Genomic DNA, 16,070 nt, shown 5'->3' on the forward strand with positions numbered 1-16,070 from the left:
TGGACATGCGTGCCGTCGTCGTGAATGGAACCCGGGACGTGAGCGTGGAAAAGGTCGCGGACCCGGTGCTCGCCGGTCCGGACGGGGCCATCGTCCAGGTGACCGCGAGTGCCTTGTGCGGCTCCGATCTGCACTTCTACGAGGGCGAGTTCCCGGCCGTCGGGCTGCGCCCGGGGCACGAGGTGGTCGGCACGGTGGTCGAGATCGGCGCGGACGTGGGCCGGATCGCGGTGGGCGATCGGGTGCTGGTGTCGCCGGTGATCGGCTGCGGGCGGTGTCCGGGGTGCCGGGCCGGCAATCCGATCGACTGTGTGGGTGGTGGTGTGCGGGTGCTGGGCGGCGACGTCGGGCTGCCGGGCGGGCATGCCGAGGCGGTGGCGGTGCCGGCCGCCGACGCGTGGCTCCTGCCGGTGCCCGAGGACGTCTCCGTGGATCACGCGGTGTTGCTCACCGATGCGCTGCCGACCGGCTGGACGGCGGCGACCCGGGCCGACATCACGCCCGGTGCCACGGTGCTGGTGATCGGGCTCGGGCCGGTAGGGCTGTACGCGCTGCAGGCGGCCCAGGTGCTCGGCGCGGGGCGGATCCTGGCGGCCGACCGGGTGCCCGAACGACTCGCGATGGCCGAACGCCTCGGCGCGGAGCCGATCGACGCGACCCGGGGCGACGTGGCCGAGCAGGTGCGGGCGGCGACGGGCGGGCTCGGCGCGGGTGCGGTGATCGAGGCGGTCGGGCAGGACGCGACGCTGAGCGCGGCGATCGCTTCGGTGCGCAGTTCGGGCACCGTTTCGGTGGTGGGGGTGGACGCGAACTTCGCGTTCCCGATCGCCGTGCCGCTGCTGTTGATCCGCAATGTCACGCTGCGCTTCACCACGGCGCCGGTGGCGGCCACGTGGCCGACGCTGATCCCGCTGATCCGGCACGGCCGGCTGGTCCCGGTCGACGTGTTCACCCATCGGATGCCGCTGAGCGAGGCGGCGGTCGGATACCGCACCTTCGCGGATCGTACGGACGGCTGCCTCAAGGTGCTGTTCGACCCGACCCGCTGATCGACTCGTCGCCCGATGGGCGTACTGCCGACGTGCCCACCGCGAACTACTGTCCCATTTACCCCACTATGGGAGCCTGGTTGGGCTACCTGTGCAGGGAGAAGACGGATGAGCGGCGGAATGGGCCTCCCCGGCGGAGTCGGCGGCATCCTGGGCAACCTGCTCGGTGGGCCGGGCGGGGGTCGGAACGGAGCACTGGCGGGGGTACTGCTCGGTCTGCTGAGTCGGCAGGGCGGCTCCGGCGGCCTGGGCGCGCTGGTGCAGCGGCTGCGGGACGGCGGCCTCGACGAACAGGCCCAGTCGTGGGTGGACACCGGGCGCAATCAGCCGGTGAGCGGCAAGGAACTCACCGACGCGCTCGGCGAGGACGAGATGGTCCGCTTGGCGGGCCGGGCGGGCCTGACCAAGGAGGAGACCGCCGCCGCGCTCGCCGCGACGCTGCCGGGGGTGGTGGACGCGGTGACTCCTGGGGGCGAGCTGCCGGCGGCGGAGCGGATCGACGCGCTGATCGATCCGGGGGCGGGGCCGGGGGAGCCGTCGGCGCCGGCTATGCCGGGGGCGCCCGAGGCCGGCTCGGGGGCGGGGCCGGGTGCGGGGTCGGGCACCGGGGCGGAGCCGGGGGAGCCGTCAGGGGGCGAACCGGCTGCGGCGGAGGCCCGGGCCGGGGACGAACCCGAAGGCGAGGCCGAGCCCGCGCCCAAGCCTGGAGCCGATGCCGGGCCCGAGTCCGCGTCCCAGCCTGCGTCGAACGGCACGCCCAAGCCTGGGTCGGACGCCGGGCCCGCCAGCGGACCCGAGTCCGGGTCCAAGGACAAAGCCGGGCCGGCCTCCAAGGACGACTCCGCGTCCAAGGACGAGCCCACGCGGGAGGATGAGTCCGAGCCCGGAACGGCAGCCGAGGCCGGGCCGCCCGAGTCCGAGCGCTGATTCGAGCCGAGCCGCAATCCACTGCGCGTGGTGAAGCGAAGCGGAACCGGATCCAGGTGCTGCGCGGCGGCAATGCGCCCAGGTCCCACCCCGGGGGCAACCACGAGCCTGGCCCCACCTGCGACCCCGGCCCGCCCCGGTAGCGGTGGAGCGCAGCGGAGCCGCAACTCACCGCGCCCGGTGAAGCGAAGCGGAACCGGAACCAGGTGACGCGCGGCGGCAGCGCCCCCAGGCCCTGCTCCGGGGCTCCCAGGAACCTGGCCCACCCTCGCCCCTGGGCCGCCCCGGTAGCGGTGGAGCGCTGCGCTCCGCAACCCGCTGCGCCGCCGGTGGAGCGCAGCGGAGCCGGAACCCCGGTGCCGCGTGCCGTGCCCCCCCCCGCGAGCCCACTCCGGGGTTCCCACGAACCTGGCCCCACCCTCTTTCCTGGCCCGCCCCGGCAGCGGTGGAGCGCAGCGGAGCCGCAACCCGCTGCGTCACCGGTGGAGCGCAGCGGAGCCGGAACCCCTCGGTGCCGCGCAGCGGCAACGCCCCCCGCGCCTCCGCCCCCGACGGAGCGAAGCGGAGGAGAATCACTTCGCCTCCTCCCCGATGGGGCTTTGTCCGGACGCGGGCTCTGCCCCGACGCGGGTTCTGCCCCGACCCGGGTTCTGCCCCGGCACGGTCCTGCCCCGACGCGGCTCACCTGCCGGCCCTCACGACCATGGCCGCGCCTCGGTGGGGGCCGGGTTCGTGGCTGCCGCGGAGTGGTTTCTCCTCCGCTGCGCTCCGTCGGGGGCGGACGGGGGGCGTTGCCGCTGCGCGGCGCCGGGTTCCGGTTCCGCTGCGCTCCACCGGTGGCGTAGTGGGGTTGCGGCTCCGCTGCGCTCCACCGCTGTCGGGGCGGGCCGGGTCGGGAGTGAGGCCAGGTTCGTGAGTGTTCCCGGGGTGGGACCCAGTGGCGTTGCCGCTGGGTGGGATGTGGTTCCGGTTCCGCTGTGTTTCGCCGGGGCGTGGTGGTTGCGGCTTCGTTTCGCTTCACCGCTGCGGGGGCGGCTCGGCTTGGGGGTGGGGCCCAGCGGTGTTGCCGTTGGGTGGCGCCTGGTTTCGGGTCCGCTGTGCTCTGCCGCTCGGCACGGCGTGGTCAGGGCCCCGGGTGGGGGCGTGGGGTGGGGGTGTATTCGCAGGTCATGTGTTTGATGCCGTTGATGAACATCGAGCGCAGTCTTTGTGGCTCGCCCACCACTTGGATGTCCGGCAGGCGGTGTAGCAACTCGCGGAACAGCAGGGTGATTTCGCGGCGTGCCAGGTGTGCGCCCAGGCAGAAGTGGGGGCCGCGGGCGCCGAAGCCGACATGTGGGTTCGGGGTGCGGGTGAGGTCGAATCGGGTCGGGTCGGTGAAGACCGTTTCGTCGCGGTTTGCCGACCAGTAGAAGAGCAGTAGTTTGTCGCCGTTCCGGACCTGTTTCCCGTTCAGTTCGGTGTCGCGGACGGCGGTGCGCCGCATCCACACCACGGGCGAGGCCAGGCGGATGATCTCCTCGACGGCGGTGGGGGCGTACCGGTCGAAGTCCGAGCGCCACAGGCGGTGTTGGTCGGGGTTCCCGGTCAGCAGCCACAGTCCGTGGGAGATCGCGTTGCGGGTGGTCTCGTTGCCGGCGGCGAGCAACAGGATGAAGAACGAGGCCAGTTCGTCCGCGCTCAGGCTCTCCCCGTCGATCTCCGCGTTGACCAGCGCGGAGGTCACGTCGTCGGTGGGGGTGCCGCGCCGGAACTCCGCCAGGTCCCGCATCAGTTCGGCGAGTTCGGCGCCGGCCGTGAGCAGCGCCTCGATGTGGCCGCCGCCCTCCTGGGGCACGTATTCCGGGTCCGCGACGCCGAGGATCACGTTGGAGCGTTCGAAGACGAAGCGGCGGTCCGCGCTCGGCACGCCCATCATGTCGCAGATGACGTCGAGCGGCAGGCGGGCGGCGACGTCGGTGACGAAGTCGCAGGAGCCGCGTTCGGCCACGTCGTCGACGATGGTCCGGGCGGTGCGGTCCACGTCCTCGGAGAACTGTTTGATCATCCTGGGGGTGAAGGCGCGGGCGACGATCCGGCGCAGCCGCTGATGCCGGGGATCGTCCATTTCGATCATGGAACCGAAGAACTCGCCGAAACCCGGCGGGAAGTCGGGTATGTGGGTGGCGCCCTGCCCCGAGCAGAAGTCCTCCGGGCGCCGGGTCGCCTCCGCGACGTCGGCGTGCCGGGTCAGCGCCCAGAAGCCGGGGCCGGGCTCCAGCGGGCTCTCCGGCTCCGGGTAGTAGGGCATCGGCCAGGTGGCGCGCAGCCGGGCGAAACCCTGTTCGCGGGCGGCCAGGGGGCCCGACCAGAAGTCCAGGTCCGCGAGCGGGACGTCGGTGGGCCAGGTCCTGGGGTTCGGGTCGGTCGTGCTCGGTTCAGCGGTCTCGGCCGTCATGCCGCTCACTCCGATCGCGCGTTGTTACTCGCGGGTTCGGTAATCAGTGCAGCACACATGCGTCGAGCGATCCAGGGGTGCGCGCGCGATTTCGCGGGGGTCGGGTGGCGGGGGTCAGGTGGTGATCGCGCCGCCGTTGACCTGGAGGGTCTGGCCGGTGATCCAGGCGCTTTCGGTCGAGGCGAGGAACGCGCAGATCGCACCGGCGTCCTCGGGGGTGCCCAGGCGGCCCACCGGTATGCGCTCGGCCTGTCCGGCGGTGTGCGCGAGTTCGCGACCGCTGGGGCGCGGGTCCATCAGGCCGAGTGCGACCGTGTTCGCGGTCACGCCGTCGCGCGCGGTCTCCATCGCGAGGTGGCGCATGAAGGCGATGGCGCCGCCCTTCGCGGCCCCGTACAGCGAGATGCCGAACGCCTGGCCGCTCACCCCGGCGGTCGAGGCGATGGTGATCACCCGGCCGAAGCGGCGCGCGCACATCCCGTCGAGTACCGCCTTGGTGCACGCCATCACGCCGAACAGGTTGACGTCGGCGAAGCGTTGCCAGTCCTCGGGCACGGTCTGCCGGAACCGGGTAGGGCGAAATGCCTCGGCGCCGCCGTTGCCGGCGTTGTTGACCAGGATGTCGACCGGCGCCACGGCGCGTTCGAAGGCGCGGATCGCCAGGAGCGCGGCCCTGGGGTCGGTCACGTCGAACACGGCGGGGTACGCCCGGCCGCCGGCGTCCCGGATCGTGGCCGAGGTCTGCTCGGCGCGCTCGGCGTCGAGGTCGTTCACGGCCACGATCGCGCCCTGTGCGGCGAGCAGTCGGGCGATGCCCGCGCCGACGCCCTGTCCCGCGCCGGTCACCAGCGCGGCCCTGCCGTCGAGTGCGAACACGCGGGTCTCCCGGGGGAATCGATGGGTTCGACGACGGTCCTGGGCCCGGCGTCGATCATGACGCGCGCAGCCAACCACCGGCCCCTACACGTGTCAATGCTGGACTCCATCAATTACCTTCGACCGGTGGGGGCGCGCACCTAGACTGTGGAACGCCCGCCTCCGCCATACGAAACCGTACGGCGTTGTTTCCCTCCCGGAGGACTCGTCCAGTGCCCTCGTCAGCCGAGTCGCCCACTCCGGAACGACACGAGTCGCGGCACCACGTCCAGACCGCGCTCGAACGCCTGATCCGGCTCCAGCAGAGCCGCCGCGTGCACGGTGAACTCACCAGCGCCTCGCGCGCCCAGGTCTCCCAGCCGGCCGTGGTGTTGTTGGCCCGGTTGCAGGCGGGCGGCGGCGGCCTGGCGATCGGCGATCTGGCCAAGCTCGCCCGGATGGACATGTCGCTGGTCAGCCGGGAGCTGCGCAAGCTGGAGGCGGACGAGTTGGTCACCCGGACCACCGACGCGCGCGACGGCCGGATCACCCGGGTCGGCCTCACCCCCAAGGGTCGCGGTGTGGTCCGCCGGCTGCGTCGGGTGCGGGACCGGCACTTCGAGGACGCGCTGTCGGGCTGGTCCGACGAGGACCTCGCCGCCCTCGGCGCGCTGATGGGCCGCTTCGTCGACGACCTCTCCGCCGTTCGCTACCGCGAGGCCGACGACACCGCCTGATCGGACCGGCGGGCCGTTCGGCGCGTCCTCGGCTCTCCCGCGCCGTGCTTCGCCGGCTCCTGTGTGGGTGGCTCGGCTGGACAGCGTCCGCGTGTCCATCAGACTGTGTGCCTGGACCGGGCGGTTTGTCGTCCGCCGGGTCGAACTCGCGTGCCTGCGGGCGCGCGTGCCGATCTGCGGCGGGTGGGACGACGTGGAAGGAAGAGGACGCACCGTGGGAGATCTGCACTGCGCCGGCCGCGACCGCATGCGGGTCGCGTGAGCGCGGTACTGCGCGGCACGGGAGCCGCGCCGGGGTCCGCGGTCGGCCGCCTCGTGGCGGCCCGGGTCGGCGCACCGGCCGCCCGGCCGGACCCGGGGCCGCCGACCGACATCCCGGCCGCGCTGGACACCGTGGCCCGGCACATGGACGACCTGGCCGGGGCACTGCGCACGCGCGGCCGGGCGGCGGAGGCCGACATCGTCGAGTTCGCCGCGCTGATCGCCCGGGATCGCGAGCTGCGCGACGGCGCGGCTCGACACCTCGCGGCGGGCCTGGCGCCGATCGACGCGCTCGCCGAGGCGGTGCGCGAATTCGCCGACGTGGTGGCCGGTTTCGACGACGAACTGCTCGCCGAGCGGGCGGTGGACGTGCGCGACATCGGCCGCCAGGCCGAGGCGCTGCTGCGCGGCGAGGACCCGACGGGCGGCGCGCCGCAGGGCGGGGCGCCGGCGGTGCTGGTCGGCGAGGAGTTGGCCGCGATGGACCTGCTGCGCGGCGCGCGACCGGCGGCGGCGGTGTCCGAGCGGGGCGGGCCGACCGGGCATCTGGCCATCGTGGCCCGCTCGTTGGGCATCCCGCTGGTCCTCGGCATCCCGGTGGCGGCGCTGGCCGAGCTGGCCGAGGACCTGATCCTGGTGGACGGCGAGGCGGGCACGGTCGAGGCCAACGCGGGCGCGGGCGTACGGACCATCCCGGCGCCGCGGCGGGTGCCCGGTGGCGGCGCGGGGCAGGCGATCACCCGGGACGGGCGCCGGATCCGGGTGCGGGCCAACGTGGCGACCGTGACGGACGCGCTCGCGGCGGGCGAGGCCGGCTCCGAGGGAGTGGGCCTGCTGCGTACCGAACTGCCTTTCCTGACCGAGGAGTCCGGCTGGCCGGACGAGGAACGGCACGTGGCGATGTTGACCCCGGTGTTGGCCGCGGTGCCGCCGGGGTTGGTGGTGGTGCGCACGCTGGACTTCACCGGCGACAAACGCCCGCCGTTCCTGCGCGACCGGCGGATCACGCTGCCCGGACCCGACGCGCTGACCGCACAACTGCGCGGCGTGATGCGCGCGGCGAGTGACACGGGGGTCGAGGTGGCGCTGCTGCTGCCGATGGTCGACCACCCCCGGCGGATCAAGCACGTGCGCGGTTTGCTTGCCGACGCGTGCGCGAGTCTGGGCCTGCTCCCGCCGCCGCTGGGCGCGATGGTCGAACTGCCCCAGGTGCTCGACCAGGTGGACGATCTCGCCGAGCACGCCGACTTCCTGTCCCTGGGCACCAACGACCTCACCTCGCGGCTGCTCGGGCTGAGCCGGGACGACCCCCGGCTGACGCCCGCCTCCGCCGCGCACCCGACGGTGTTGGACGCGATCGCGCAGACCATCCGGGCGGGCCACGCGCACGGACGCGCGGTGTCACTGTGCGGCGACGCGGCGGCGGATCCGGCGGTCCTGCCGCATCTTGTCCGGCTCGGCTGCGACGCGGTCTCGGTGGCGCCGACCGCGCTCGCGGGGGTGCGGGCGGCGGTCCGGGCGTACTGACGGCACGGGCGCGCCCGTGGGCGACGGCGACGGATCGGTGCGGGGCGTGTGCATGGCGGATGGCCGCATGGTGGGATATGCGTCCGCAGATCGAGACGGGCCGGATATTGCCTGGGCTCGAACGACACACCTCGGATAATGCGGACATGGGAAAAACGTACGAGCGGATCGACGACCGACTGCGCAAGTTCATCGAGGACCAACCCGTCTTCTTCGTGGGGAGCGCGCCGCTCGCCGACGACGGCCATGTCAACGTGTCGCCCAAGGGGCGGGCCGGCACCCTCCTCGTGCTGGACGAACAGACCGTGGCCTACCTGGACTTCGGCGGCAGCCACGCCGAGACCATCGCGCACCTGCGGGAGAACGGCCGGATCACCCTGATGTGGTGCGCGTTCGAGGGGCCGCCGAAGATCGTCCGGGTGCACGGTGTCGGCGAGCCGGTCTTCCGCGACGACCCGCGCTTCGTCGACCTGGTGGCCCGCTTCGGTGACGCGGATGCCGCCGGGCTGCGCGCCGTGGTGGTGGTGCGGGCGAAGCTGATCAGCGACACCTGCGGGTTCGCTGTCCCGTTCATGGACTATCGCGAGGAGCGGACCCTGCACGAGGAGTACATGGCCCGCAAGACCGACGAGGAGTTCGTCGAGTACGTCGGCACCAAGCCGTACAACATCGCGAGCATCGACGGACTTCCCGCCATACCCCTGCCATTGCCGCTGCGCGGGTAGCGAACAGCGGACAGCGGACAGCGGGTGACGACCCCGGCGCGCCGGGTTCAGCCGTCCCCGGCCGCCTGCCGCTCGTACGCTCCCAGGATCGCCGCGAGCAAACCCGGGAAGCGCTCCTCCAGATCCGCCTGCCGCAGTGTGGTCAGGCGGCGGTTGCCGTCCTCGCGCTGGTGGATCACGCCCGCCTCGCGCAACACCCGGAAGTGGTGGCTGAGCGTGGACGGGGCCACCTCGACCGGGAAGGTGCCGCACGCGCGCTCGGGGTCGGCGTGGAGTGTGCGGGTGATGGTCATCCGGGTCGGGTCGGACAGCGCGTGCAGGACGTCGAGCACGTTCATCTCGGCGGTGGCCACGTGGACCGGCGCCGGGCGCCGTCGATGCGAGCGGGGCACAGGCGGCTCCTCTTCTCCACGGGTCCCGGCGCGCGGAGGGTTTCCCCGACCGCCTTGGCGGTGATTTTGCCCGGCGTCCCCGATCATCGTGGTACTACTTTCGACGTACGTCGAACATCGTAACCGTGGACGGGGGCGGACATGCGCGCATTGTTGATGACCGAGCCGGGGGACGCGCGCCGGTCGCGGATCGTGGACGTGGAGGTGCCCCGTCCGGGCGCGGGCGAGGTGGCCGTCGACGTCGCGTACGCCGGGCTGAACTTCATGGACGTGATGGCCCGGCGCGGCGATCCGGGCTATGTCCGGAGTTGGCCGTATCGCCCCGGCCTGGAGGTCGCCGGCACGGTGCGCGAGGTCGGCGCGGACGTGGTCGGCCTGGCGGTCGGCGACCGGGTCGCGGCGGTGCCCGACGGCGGCGGCCTCGCCGAAGTGGCCATTGCCCGGGCCGGGTTGACCATGACCGTGCCCGCCGAGGTGACGCTGCGCACGGCGGCGGCGGTGCCGCTGGGCCTGGCCACGGCGATGTTGCTGCTGGCCGAGGCTGGTCGGTTCGCCCCCGGGGACAGTGTCCTGGTGCACTCCGCGAGCGGTGGCATCGGCAGTGCGCTGGCGCAACTGGTCCCGCTGCTCGGCGGTGGTCGGCTGATCGGCACGGTGGGCCGGGCGGAGAAGGTCGAGGCCGCCCGCAAGAGCGGCTACGACGAGGTGTTCGTGCGCGACGAAGCGGACGCGGACGCCATCCGGGCGGCCAACGAGGGCCACGGGGTGGATGTGATCCTGGACCCGCTGGGCACCAGTGCGCTGGCCCTGGACCTGGACGCGGCGGCGACCGGCGCCCGGATCGTGCTGTTCGGCAACGCCTCCGGCGGTGCGCTCGACCCGATGCCGCCGGCCGGTCGACTGATCGGCGGCAACATCACGGTGACCGGATTCAGCCATCGCGGCCTGGTCGCGGGCGCGCCCCGGCGGGTGGCCCGGGCCATCCGGGGCACCCTGGACCTGCTCGCGGGCGGCCGGCTGGACTTCCCGGTCACCGAACTGTCGTCGTTGGCCGAGGTTCCGGCCGCGCACGACCTGCTGGCCGCGGGGCGGGGTGCGGGCAAGTACGTGGTTCGGGTCACCGGCTGACAGGGCGTCACCCCCGGCGCGCTCGGCCGAACTCCGGCCGGAACGGGCCGACTTCGATCGGGCGCGCCGGGGCGGATCAGCCCTGTGCCGGGTATTGGCCGGGCGGCGGGCCCGGCGGCTGGTGCGGAGGCTGCGGCGCGTACTGGCCGGGTGCCTGGCCCGGGTACTGTGGGGCCTGGGCATACTGCTGTGGGGCCTGCCCCGGGTACGGGTTCGCCGCCTGCGGCGCGTACTGGTTCGGCACCTGGGCCGGGTGGCCGCCGCCCTGCGGCACGCCGCCGGACGCCGCGTACGCGTCGGTGAGGTAGCGGAAGATCCACTCGCCCTCCGTGCGCCACGGGCGCGGGAAGTTGAGCTTGGCGGGCTTGTCCTTGCCGGGGAAGTGGAAGAACATCCGGCTCCAGGTCGTCTTCGTCTCCAGCCCGCTCAGCAGTGCCCCGGCCTGCGCGTGGGTCAGCGCGTAGGCCACCTCCTTCGGCCTGCTGCTCAGCGAACTCGCGCGGTGGAACAGCACCCCCTGGCGGGTGACCGTGAAGAAGTAGTAGTCGGACATCGAAGCCCCGATCAGCGCGCCGATGCCGCCGAAGAGCGCGAACAACATCGGGTTCGGCCCGCGGACCACGAACATCGTGCACAGCGGTTCGTCGCCGGGCACGGCCGCGGCCACCACCTCCGCGACCTGCCGCTGCATGGTCGCCTTGCGCATTGCCATGTGCCGGTCCTCCCCGTGGGTGTGTGCCGCGCCGCGCCGCCGCGACGGGCGATCGAAGGCTAGTCCCGTGGGGGCCGTCAGTGGGGCCCGATCCGGGCAAATGTTCGACCCCGGTCGAGGGTGTGCGCTTCCGCTGAGCGGAATCCGGGCGCCCGGCGGGTGGGCGTCAGGCGGCACGGTGGGCGGTACGACATCGCCGCCGCAGGGGAGAGCGCATGAACGGGCTCGAGGACGTCTATCTGGTGGACGCCGTACGCACGCCCATCGGTCGCCACGGCGGCGCGCTGGCCGGGGTGCGGCCGGACGATCTGGCCGCGACCGTGCTGCGCGCCCTGCTCGACCGGGCGCCGGATCTGGACCCGGAGCGCATCGACGACGTGGTGTTCGGCGCCGCCAACGGGGCCGGCGAGGACAACCGGGACGTGGCGCGCATGGCCGTGCTGCTCGCCGGACTGCCCACCTCGGTGCCCGGCGTCACGGTGAACCGGCTGTGCGGATCCGGCCTGGAGGCGGTGATCCAGGCGGCCCGCGCGGTCGCGGTAGGCGATGCCTCGATCGTGGTCGCGGGCGGGGTCGAGTCGATGTCGCGCGCGCCGTGGGTGCTGGCCAAGCCCGGCCGGGGTTATCCCACCGGCCACGAGACGCTGCACTCGACCACGCTCGGCTGGCGCCTGGTCAATCCGCGCATGCCCGCCGAGTGGACCGTCGGCCTCGGCGAGGCGACCGAGCAACTGGCGGCGGAATACGGCGTGACCCGGGAGGCGCAGGACGCCTACGCCGCCGCGTCGCACGCCGGGGCCGCCGCCGCATGGGCCGCCGGCGCGTTCGCCGACGAGGTGGTCCCGGTCCCCGGCGTGGACCTGGTCCGGGACGAGTCGGTCCGGCCCGGCAGCACCCCGGAGGTGTTGGCCGGGCTGAAGCCGTCGTTCCGCCCCGACGGCACGATCACCGCGGGCAACGCCTCGCCGCTCAACGACGGCGCCGCCGCGCTGCTCGTGGCCGACGCGGCGGGACTGCGGGCCATCGGCCGCGAGCCGCTGGCCCGGATCACCGCGAGCGGCGTGCACGGCGTGGACCCGCGCCGGTTCGGCATCGGCCCGGTCGAGGCGGGCCGCCGCGCGCTGGCCCGGGCCGGTCGCGGCCTCGCCGACCTGGACGCGGTCGAACTCAACGAGGCGTTCGCCGCCCAGGCGCTCGCCTGCCTGGGCGAATGGCCCGAGCTGGACCCGGCCGTGGTCAACCCGCTCGGCGGCGCGCTCGCGCTGGGCCACCCGCTCGGCGCGTCCGGCGCCCGGATCCTGGGCACGCTCGCGCACCGGTTGCGTCGCCGGGGCGGCGGCCTGGGCATGGCCGCACTGTGCATCGGCGTCGGCCAGGGCCTGGCCGTCACGGTGGAGAACTGAGGAGAGACGCCCGATGACCACCCCGCACGACCGCACCGACGGCCGACCGGACCGCCGCGCACCCCAACCCCCGCGCCGCCTCCCCGAGTTCGACTTCGCCGCCTACCGGAGCACCGAACTGCGCAGCCCCCGGCAGCCGTTGGTGGTCCCGCCGAGCGGCGCCACCGAGTGCACCGGCCCGGTGTTCGGCGCTGCCGACGTACACCCGCTCGACGCCGACCTCACCGCACAACACGTCGGCGAACCGCTCGGCGAGCGCATCGTGGTCGGCGGCCGGGTGCTGGACGAGTCGGGTCGGCCGCTGCGCGGGCAACTCGTCGAGCTGTGGCAGGCCAACGCGGCCGGCCGCTACCCGCACAAGGCCGACCGTCACCCCGCCCCGCTCGACCCCAACTTCACCGGCGCCGGCCGCTGTCTGACCGACGACGAGGGCCGCTACCGGTTCGTCACGATCAAGCCCGGCGCGTACCCGTGGGGCAATCACCACAACGCCTGGCGTCCCGCGCACATCCACTTCTCGCTCTTCGGCACCGCCTTCACCCAGCGCCTGGTGACCCAGATGTACTTCCCGGGCGACCCGCTGTTCGCCTACGACCCGATCTTCAACTCGGTGCGCGACGAGCGGGCCCGGCGCCGGATGATCGCCGGCTTCGACATGGACACCACCGTGAGCGAGTGGGCGCTCGGCTACCGGTGGGACATCGTGCTCGGCGGCGCGAGCGCGACCCCGATGGAGGACCGATGAGCACCTCGCCGATGGACACCCGGCCGATGGACACCCCGCCGATGAACACCTGGCCGATCGGCGCCGAGGGCGGCACGCCGAATCCGGACGGCGGGCTCACCCCGTCGCAGACCGTCGGGCCGTTCTTCGGCTACGCGCTGCCCTTCGCCGGCGGCCCGGACCTGGTCCCGCCGCACACGCCCGGCGCGATCCGGGTGCACGGCACGGTGTACGACGGCGCGGGTGTGCCGGTCCCGGACGCCGTCGTGGAGATCTGGCAGGCCGACGCGGCGGGCCGGATCCCGCGCGCACCCGGCTCCTTCGCGCGCGACGGGGTGACCTTCACCGGGTGGGGGCGGGCGGCGGTGGACCGGCTCGGCCGCTACGCGTTCAGCACGGTTCGGCCCGGCGCGACCGGGGCCGACGCGAACCCGTACCTGGCCATGTCGATGTTCGCGCGCGGCATGCTGCGCCGAGCGGTCACCCGGGTGTACTTCCCCGAGGACGACCGCCACGCGGACCCGCTGTTCGCGCTGGTTCCGGCGAGCCGGCATGAGACGCTGATCGCCGTGCGGGAGGAATCGGGAGCCTACCGCTTCGATGTGCACATCCAGGGCGAACAGGAGACCGTTTTCCTTGCCGTGTGACCGTGACCCCGTGGCCGGCCGTGACGCCGTGCCCGACCACGACCCGGACCCCGCGTACGACGAGGTCGACGCGGGGCTGCTCGAACCGGTCCGGGCCGGGACGCCGGTCGAGGCGGCCACGAGCGACGCCGCGTACCTGCGTGCGCTGCTCGACGTGGAGGCCGCGCTGGCCCGGGCCCAGGCCCGGATCGGGCTGATCCCGGCCGAGGCCGCCGCCGCGATCGAGGCGGGCACCCGGCGTACGTTCGACCCGGTCGACCTGGCCCGTCGCGCACGCGGCGCGGGCAACCCGGTGGTCCCGCTCGTCCAGGACCTCCAAGCGGCGGTGCGCGCCCTCGACCCGGCCGCCGCCGACCACGTGCACCTGGGCGCGACCAGCCAGGACATCGTGGACAGCGCCGCGATGCTGGTCGCCGCCCGCGCCCTGGACACCACGCTGCCCGACCTGGCCCGCACCGCCGCCGCGCTGGCCGACCTGGCCGAACGGCACCGCGACACGCTCCAGGCCGGTCGTACGCTCACCCAGCACGCGGTGCCGACCACGTTCGGGCTGGTCGCGGCCGGCTGGTGCGTCGCGGTCACCGACGCCTGGGCGCACACCCGCGCGGTCCGCGCCGCGCTGCCCGCGCAACTGGGCGGCGCGGCGGGCACCCTGGCCGCGCTCGGTGCGCACGGGGTCGCGCTGCTCGCTCCGTTCGCCGAGGAACTGGGGTTGGCCGAACCGGTGTTGCCCTGGCATACGCTGCGCGCCCCGATCCTGGACCTGGCCGGTGCGCTCGCCCGGATCACCGGCGCGCTGGGCAAGTTCGCCGGCGATGTCGCGCTGCTCGGGCAGACCGAGGTGGGCGAGGTGGCGGAGGCGACCGGCGCCGGGCGCGGCGGCTCCTCGGCGATGCCGCACAAGCACAACCCGGTGCTGTCGGTGCTGATCGTCTCGGCCGCCCGGCAGGTGCCCGGCTACGTCTCGATCCTGGCCGCCTCGGCGGCGGGCGCCGAGTACCAGCGCCCGGCCGGCGCCTGGCACGCCGAGTGGCAGCCGCTGCGCGCGGCGCTGCGTCTGGCGGGCGGCGCGGCCTCGACGGCGGCCGAACTGGCCGAGGGGCTGGCCGTCTTCCCGGACCGGATGCGGGCCAACCTGGAGCTGACCGGAGGGCGGATCGTGTCCGAGCGGCTGGTCGCCGCGTTGACCGCCGAGCACGGCGCGACGCAGGCTCGCCGGCTGCTCACCGACGCCTCCCGGACCTCGGCGCGAACCGGCCGGCACCTTCGTGATGTGCTGGGGGAGGCCGACGAGACGCTGTTCGACCCCGCCGGCCATCTCGGCTCCACCCCGGCCCTGATCGATCGGGCGCTCGCGCACCACCGCACCGTGTTCCGGTTCCAAGAGAAGGTCACATGACGATCGCCACGCTCAACCACCGCTTCGACGGCCCGGCCGACGCCCCGGTGGTGATCCTCGGCCCCTCGCTCGGCACCGAACTGGGCATGTGGGACGCGCAGATCCCGGAGTTGTCCAGGGAGCACCGGGTGCTGCGCTACGACCTGCGCGGACACGGTCGCTCGCATCCGGTACCGGGCACCGACTCGATCGCCGACCTGGTCGGCGACGTGCTGACGCTGGCCGACTCGTACGGGATCAGGCGGTTCGCCTACGCCGGGGTCTCGCTCGGCGGCGCGGTCGGCCTGTGGATGGGCGTACATCATCCCGAACGGCTGACCGGGCTGATCGCGTGTTGCACCTCGGCGCGATTCGGCGAGCCCGAGGGCTGGCGGGAGCGGGCCGCGACGGTGCGCGCGCAGGGCATGCGGCAACTCGCCGACACGGTGATCCGGCGCTGGTTCACCCCGGAGTACATCGAGCGGGAGCCGGCCGCGGTGCGGCGGATCCTGGAGATGTTGTACGCCTGCCCGCCGGAGGGCTACGCCGGTTGTTGCGACGCGCTCGCGGGCTACGACCTGCGCGCCGAACTGGGCCGGATCAGCGCGCCCACGCTGGTGATCGGCGCCGAGCGGGATCCGTCCACGCCGCTCGAACACGCCCGCGAGCTGGCCGCCGGCATCCCCGGCGCGACGCTGGTGGAGGTCGCCGACGCCGCGCACCTGGCGAACATCCAGCAGGCCGAGGCGGTCACCTCGGCGATGCTGGCGCACCTGACGGCGGGGGTACGGGGATGAGCCACGCCGACGGGATGCGGGTGCGGCGCGAGGTGCTGGGCGACGCGCATGTGGATCGGGCGGTCGCGGGTACCACCGAACTGACCGCCGACTACCAGGACCTGATCACCCGCTACGCGTGGGGCGAGATCTGGACCCGGCCCGGCCTGGACCGCCGTACCCGCAGCTGCGTCACCCTCACCGCCCTGGTGGCCGGCCACCACCTCGACGAACTCGCGATGCACCTGAAGGCGGCCCGGACCAACGGCCTGAGCTGGGACGAGATCAAGGAGGTGCTGTTGCAGACCGCGATCTACTGCGGCGTGCCGGCGGCGAACAGCGCCTTCGCGGTGGCGCAGCGGGTCCGGGCCGAGCTGGGCGAGTGAGGGAGG

15 protein-coding genes and 1 pseudogene are annotated in these 16,070 nt (G+C 73.8%); 12 read left to right on the forward strand and 4 right to left on the reverse strand.

Annotated features, from left to right (window positions below; all coding sequences use genetic code 11):
• Nucleotides 1–5 precede the first annotated feature (5 nt).
• Nucleotides 6–1,049, forward strand: coding sequence for an alcohol dehydrogenase catalytic domain-containing protein (locus ACMXN5_RS18390; protein WP_439676167.1), 1,044 nt, complete (start codon nt 6–8; stop codon nt 1,047–1,049).
• A 108-nt stretch (nt 1,050–1,157) separates the two neighbouring features.
• Nucleotides 1,158–1,976 (forward strand): YidB family protein, encoded by an 819-nt coding sequence (locus tag ACMXN5_RS18395; RefSeq protein WP_439676168.1) that lies wholly within the window; start codon nt 1,158–1,160, stop codon nt 1,974–1,976.
• Nucleotides 1,977–3,099: 1,123 nt separating this feature from the next.
• Here ACMXN5_RS18395 and ACMXN5_RS18400 read toward each other — a convergent pair.
• Nucleotides 3,100–4,413, reverse strand: coding sequence for a cytochrome P450 (locus ACMXN5_RS18400; protein WP_439676169.1), 1,314 nt, complete (start codon nt 4,411–4,413; stop codon nt 3,100–3,102).
• Nucleotides 4,414–4,527: 114 nt separating this feature from the next.
• Nucleotides 4,528–5,289: an SDR family NAD(P)-dependent oxidoreductase gene (locus tag ACMXN5_RS18405; RefSeq protein WP_395797035.1), complete on the reverse strand. Its 762-nt coding sequence runs from the start codon at nt 5,287–5,289 to the stop codon at nt 4,528–4,530.
• Between the two features lie 212 nt (nt 5,290–5,501).
• On the opposite strand from ACMXN5_RS18405, the gene ACMXN5_RS18410 reads away from it, so the two are divergent.
• The 4 genes from ACMXN5_RS18410 (at nt 5,502) to ACMXN5_RS18425 (ending at nt 8,518) form a co-directional block, all read left to right on the forward strand.
• Nucleotides 5,502–6,005, forward strand: coding sequence for a MarR family winged helix-turn-helix transcriptional regulator (locus ACMXN5_RS18410; RefSeq protein WP_395797037.1), 504 nt, complete (start codon nt 5,502–5,504; stop codon nt 6,003–6,005).
• 91 nt (nt 6,006–6,096) lie between these two features.
• Nucleotides 6,097–6,267 (forward strand): hypothetical protein, encoded by a 171-nt coding sequence (locus ACMXN5_RS18415; protein WP_439676170.1) that lies wholly within the window; start codon nt 6,097–6,099, stop codon nt 6,265–6,267.
• A complete protein-coding gene (locus ACMXN5_RS18420) occupies nt 6,264–7,793 on the forward strand; it encodes a putative PEP-binding protein (RefSeq protein WP_439676171.1) in 1,530 nt (509 codons plus the stop codon). The genes ACMXN5_RS18415 and ACMXN5_RS18420 overlap by 4 nt, the downstream gene beginning before the upstream one ends.
• Before the next feature lie 146 nt (nt 7,794–7,939).
• Nucleotides 7,940–8,518, forward strand: coding sequence for a pyridoxamine 5'-phosphate oxidase family protein (locus ACMXN5_RS18425; protein WP_439676172.1), 579 nt, complete (start codon nt 7,940–7,942; stop codon nt 8,516–8,518).
• 47 nt (nt 8,519–8,565) lie between these two features.
• Here ACMXN5_RS18425 and ACMXN5_RS18430 read toward each other — a convergent pair whose 3' ends face one another.
• A complete protein-coding gene (locus ACMXN5_RS18430) occupies nt 8,566–8,910 on the reverse strand; it encodes an ArsR/SmtB family transcription factor (RefSeq protein ID WP_439676173.1) in 345 nt (114 codons plus the stop codon).
• Between the two features lie 141 nt (nt 8,911–9,051).
• On the opposite strand from ACMXN5_RS18430, the gene ACMXN5_RS18435 reads away from it, so the two are divergent.
• A complete protein-coding gene (locus tag ACMXN5_RS18435) occupies nt 9,052–10,038 on the forward strand; it encodes a quinone oxidoreductase family protein (RefSeq protein WP_439676174.1) in 987 nt (328 codons plus the stop codon).
• Between the two features lie 76 nt (nt 10,039–10,114).
• Here the strand turns inward: ACMXN5_RS18435 and ACMXN5_RS18440 are convergent, their stop codons facing one another.
• Complete coding sequence (locus ACMXN5_RS18440; protein WP_439676175.1) at nt 10,115–10,750, reverse strand: hypothetical protein; 636 nt, start codon at nt 10,748–10,750, stop codon at nt 10,115–10,117.
• 215 nt (nt 10,751–10,965) lie between these two features.
• Between ACMXN5_RS18440 and ACMXN5_RS18445 the strand changes: the two genes are divergently transcribed.
• The 5 genes and pseudogenes from ACMXN5_RS18445 to pcaDC all read left to right on the forward strand — a co-directional run bounded on the left by ACMXN5_RS18445 (nt 10,966) and on the right by pcaDC (nt 16,064).
• Complete coding sequence (locus tag ACMXN5_RS18445; RefSeq protein WP_439676176.1) at nt 10,966–12,153, forward strand: thiolase family protein; 1,188 nt, start codon at nt 10,966–10,968, stop codon at nt 12,151–12,153.
• 13 nt (nt 12,154–12,166) lie between these two features.
• Nucleotides 12,167–12,898 (forward strand): protocatechuate 3,4-dioxygenase subunit beta, encoded by a 732-nt coding sequence (pcaH, locus tag ACMXN5_RS18450; protein ID WP_439676177.1) that lies wholly within the window; start codon nt 12,167–12,169, stop codon nt 12,896–12,898.
• A gap of 41 nt (nt 12,899–12,939) precedes the next feature.
• Complete coding sequence (gene pcaG / locus ACMXN5_RS18455; protein WP_439678034.1) at nt 12,940–13,524, forward strand: protocatechuate 3,4-dioxygenase subunit alpha; 585 nt, start codon at nt 12,940–12,942, stop codon at nt 13,522–13,524.
• A 10-nt stretch (nt 13,525–13,534) separates the two neighbouring features.
• A complete protein-coding gene (gene pcaB, locus ACMXN5_RS18460; RefSeq protein WP_439676178.1) occupies nt 13,535–14,923 on the forward strand; it encodes a 3-carboxy-cis,cis-muconate cycloisomerase in 1,389 nt (462 codons plus the stop codon).
• A pseudogene (pcaDC, locus tag ACMXN5_RS18465) lies at nt 14,920–16,064 on the forward strand (bifunctional 3-oxoadipate enol-lactonase/4-carboxymuconolactone decarboxylase PcaDC). Before pcaB ends, pcaDC begins: the two are co-directional and overlap by 4 nt.
• The last annotated feature ends 6 nt before the right edge of the window (nt 16,065–16,070 follow it).

Source organism: Embleya australiensis (assembly GCF_051903075.1).
Classification (GTDB): domain Bacteria; phylum Actinomycetota; class Actinomycetes; order Streptomycetales; family Streptomycetaceae; genus Embleya.

What these genes read in the sequence shown, in the direction of transcription:
- ACMXN5_RS18390 (WP_439676167.1), top strand. Translation starts at nt 6, where the DNA reads ATGCGTGCCGTCGTCGTGAATGGAACCCGGGACGTGAGCGTGGAAAAG.
- ACMXN5_RS18395 (WP_439676168.1), top strand. Translation starts at nt 1,158, where the DNA reads ATGAGCGGCGGAATGGGCCTCCCCGGCGGAGTCGGCGGCATCCTGGGC.
- ACMXN5_RS18400 (WP_439676169.1), bottom strand. Translation starts at nt 4,413, where the DNA reads ATGACGGCCGAGACCGCTGAACCGAGCACGACCGACCCGAACCCCAGG.
- ACMXN5_RS18425 (WP_439676172.1), top strand. Translation starts at nt 7,940, where the DNA reads ATGGGAAAAACGTACGAGCGGATCGACGACCGACTGCGCAAGTTCATC.
- ACMXN5_RS18435 (WP_439676174.1), top strand. Translation starts at nt 9,052, where the DNA reads ATGCGCGCATTGTTGATGACCGAGCCGGGGGACGCGCGCCGGTCGCGG.
- ACMXN5_RS18440 (WP_439676175.1), bottom strand. Translation starts at nt 10,750, where the DNA reads ATGGCAATGCGCAAGGCGACCATGCAGCGGCAGGTCGCGGAGGTGGTG.
- ACMXN5_RS18445 (WP_439676176.1), top strand. Translation starts at nt 10,966, where the DNA reads ATGAACGGGCTCGAGGACGTCTATCTGGTGGACGCCGTACGCACGCCC.
- pcaH (WP_439676177.1), top strand. Translation starts at nt 12,167, where the DNA reads ATGACCACCCCGCACGACCGCACCGACGGCCGACCGGACCGCCGCGCA.
- pcaG (WP_439678034.1), top strand. Translation starts at nt 12,940, where the DNA reads ATGAACACCTGGCCGATCGGCGCCGAGGGCGGCACGCCGAATCCGGAC.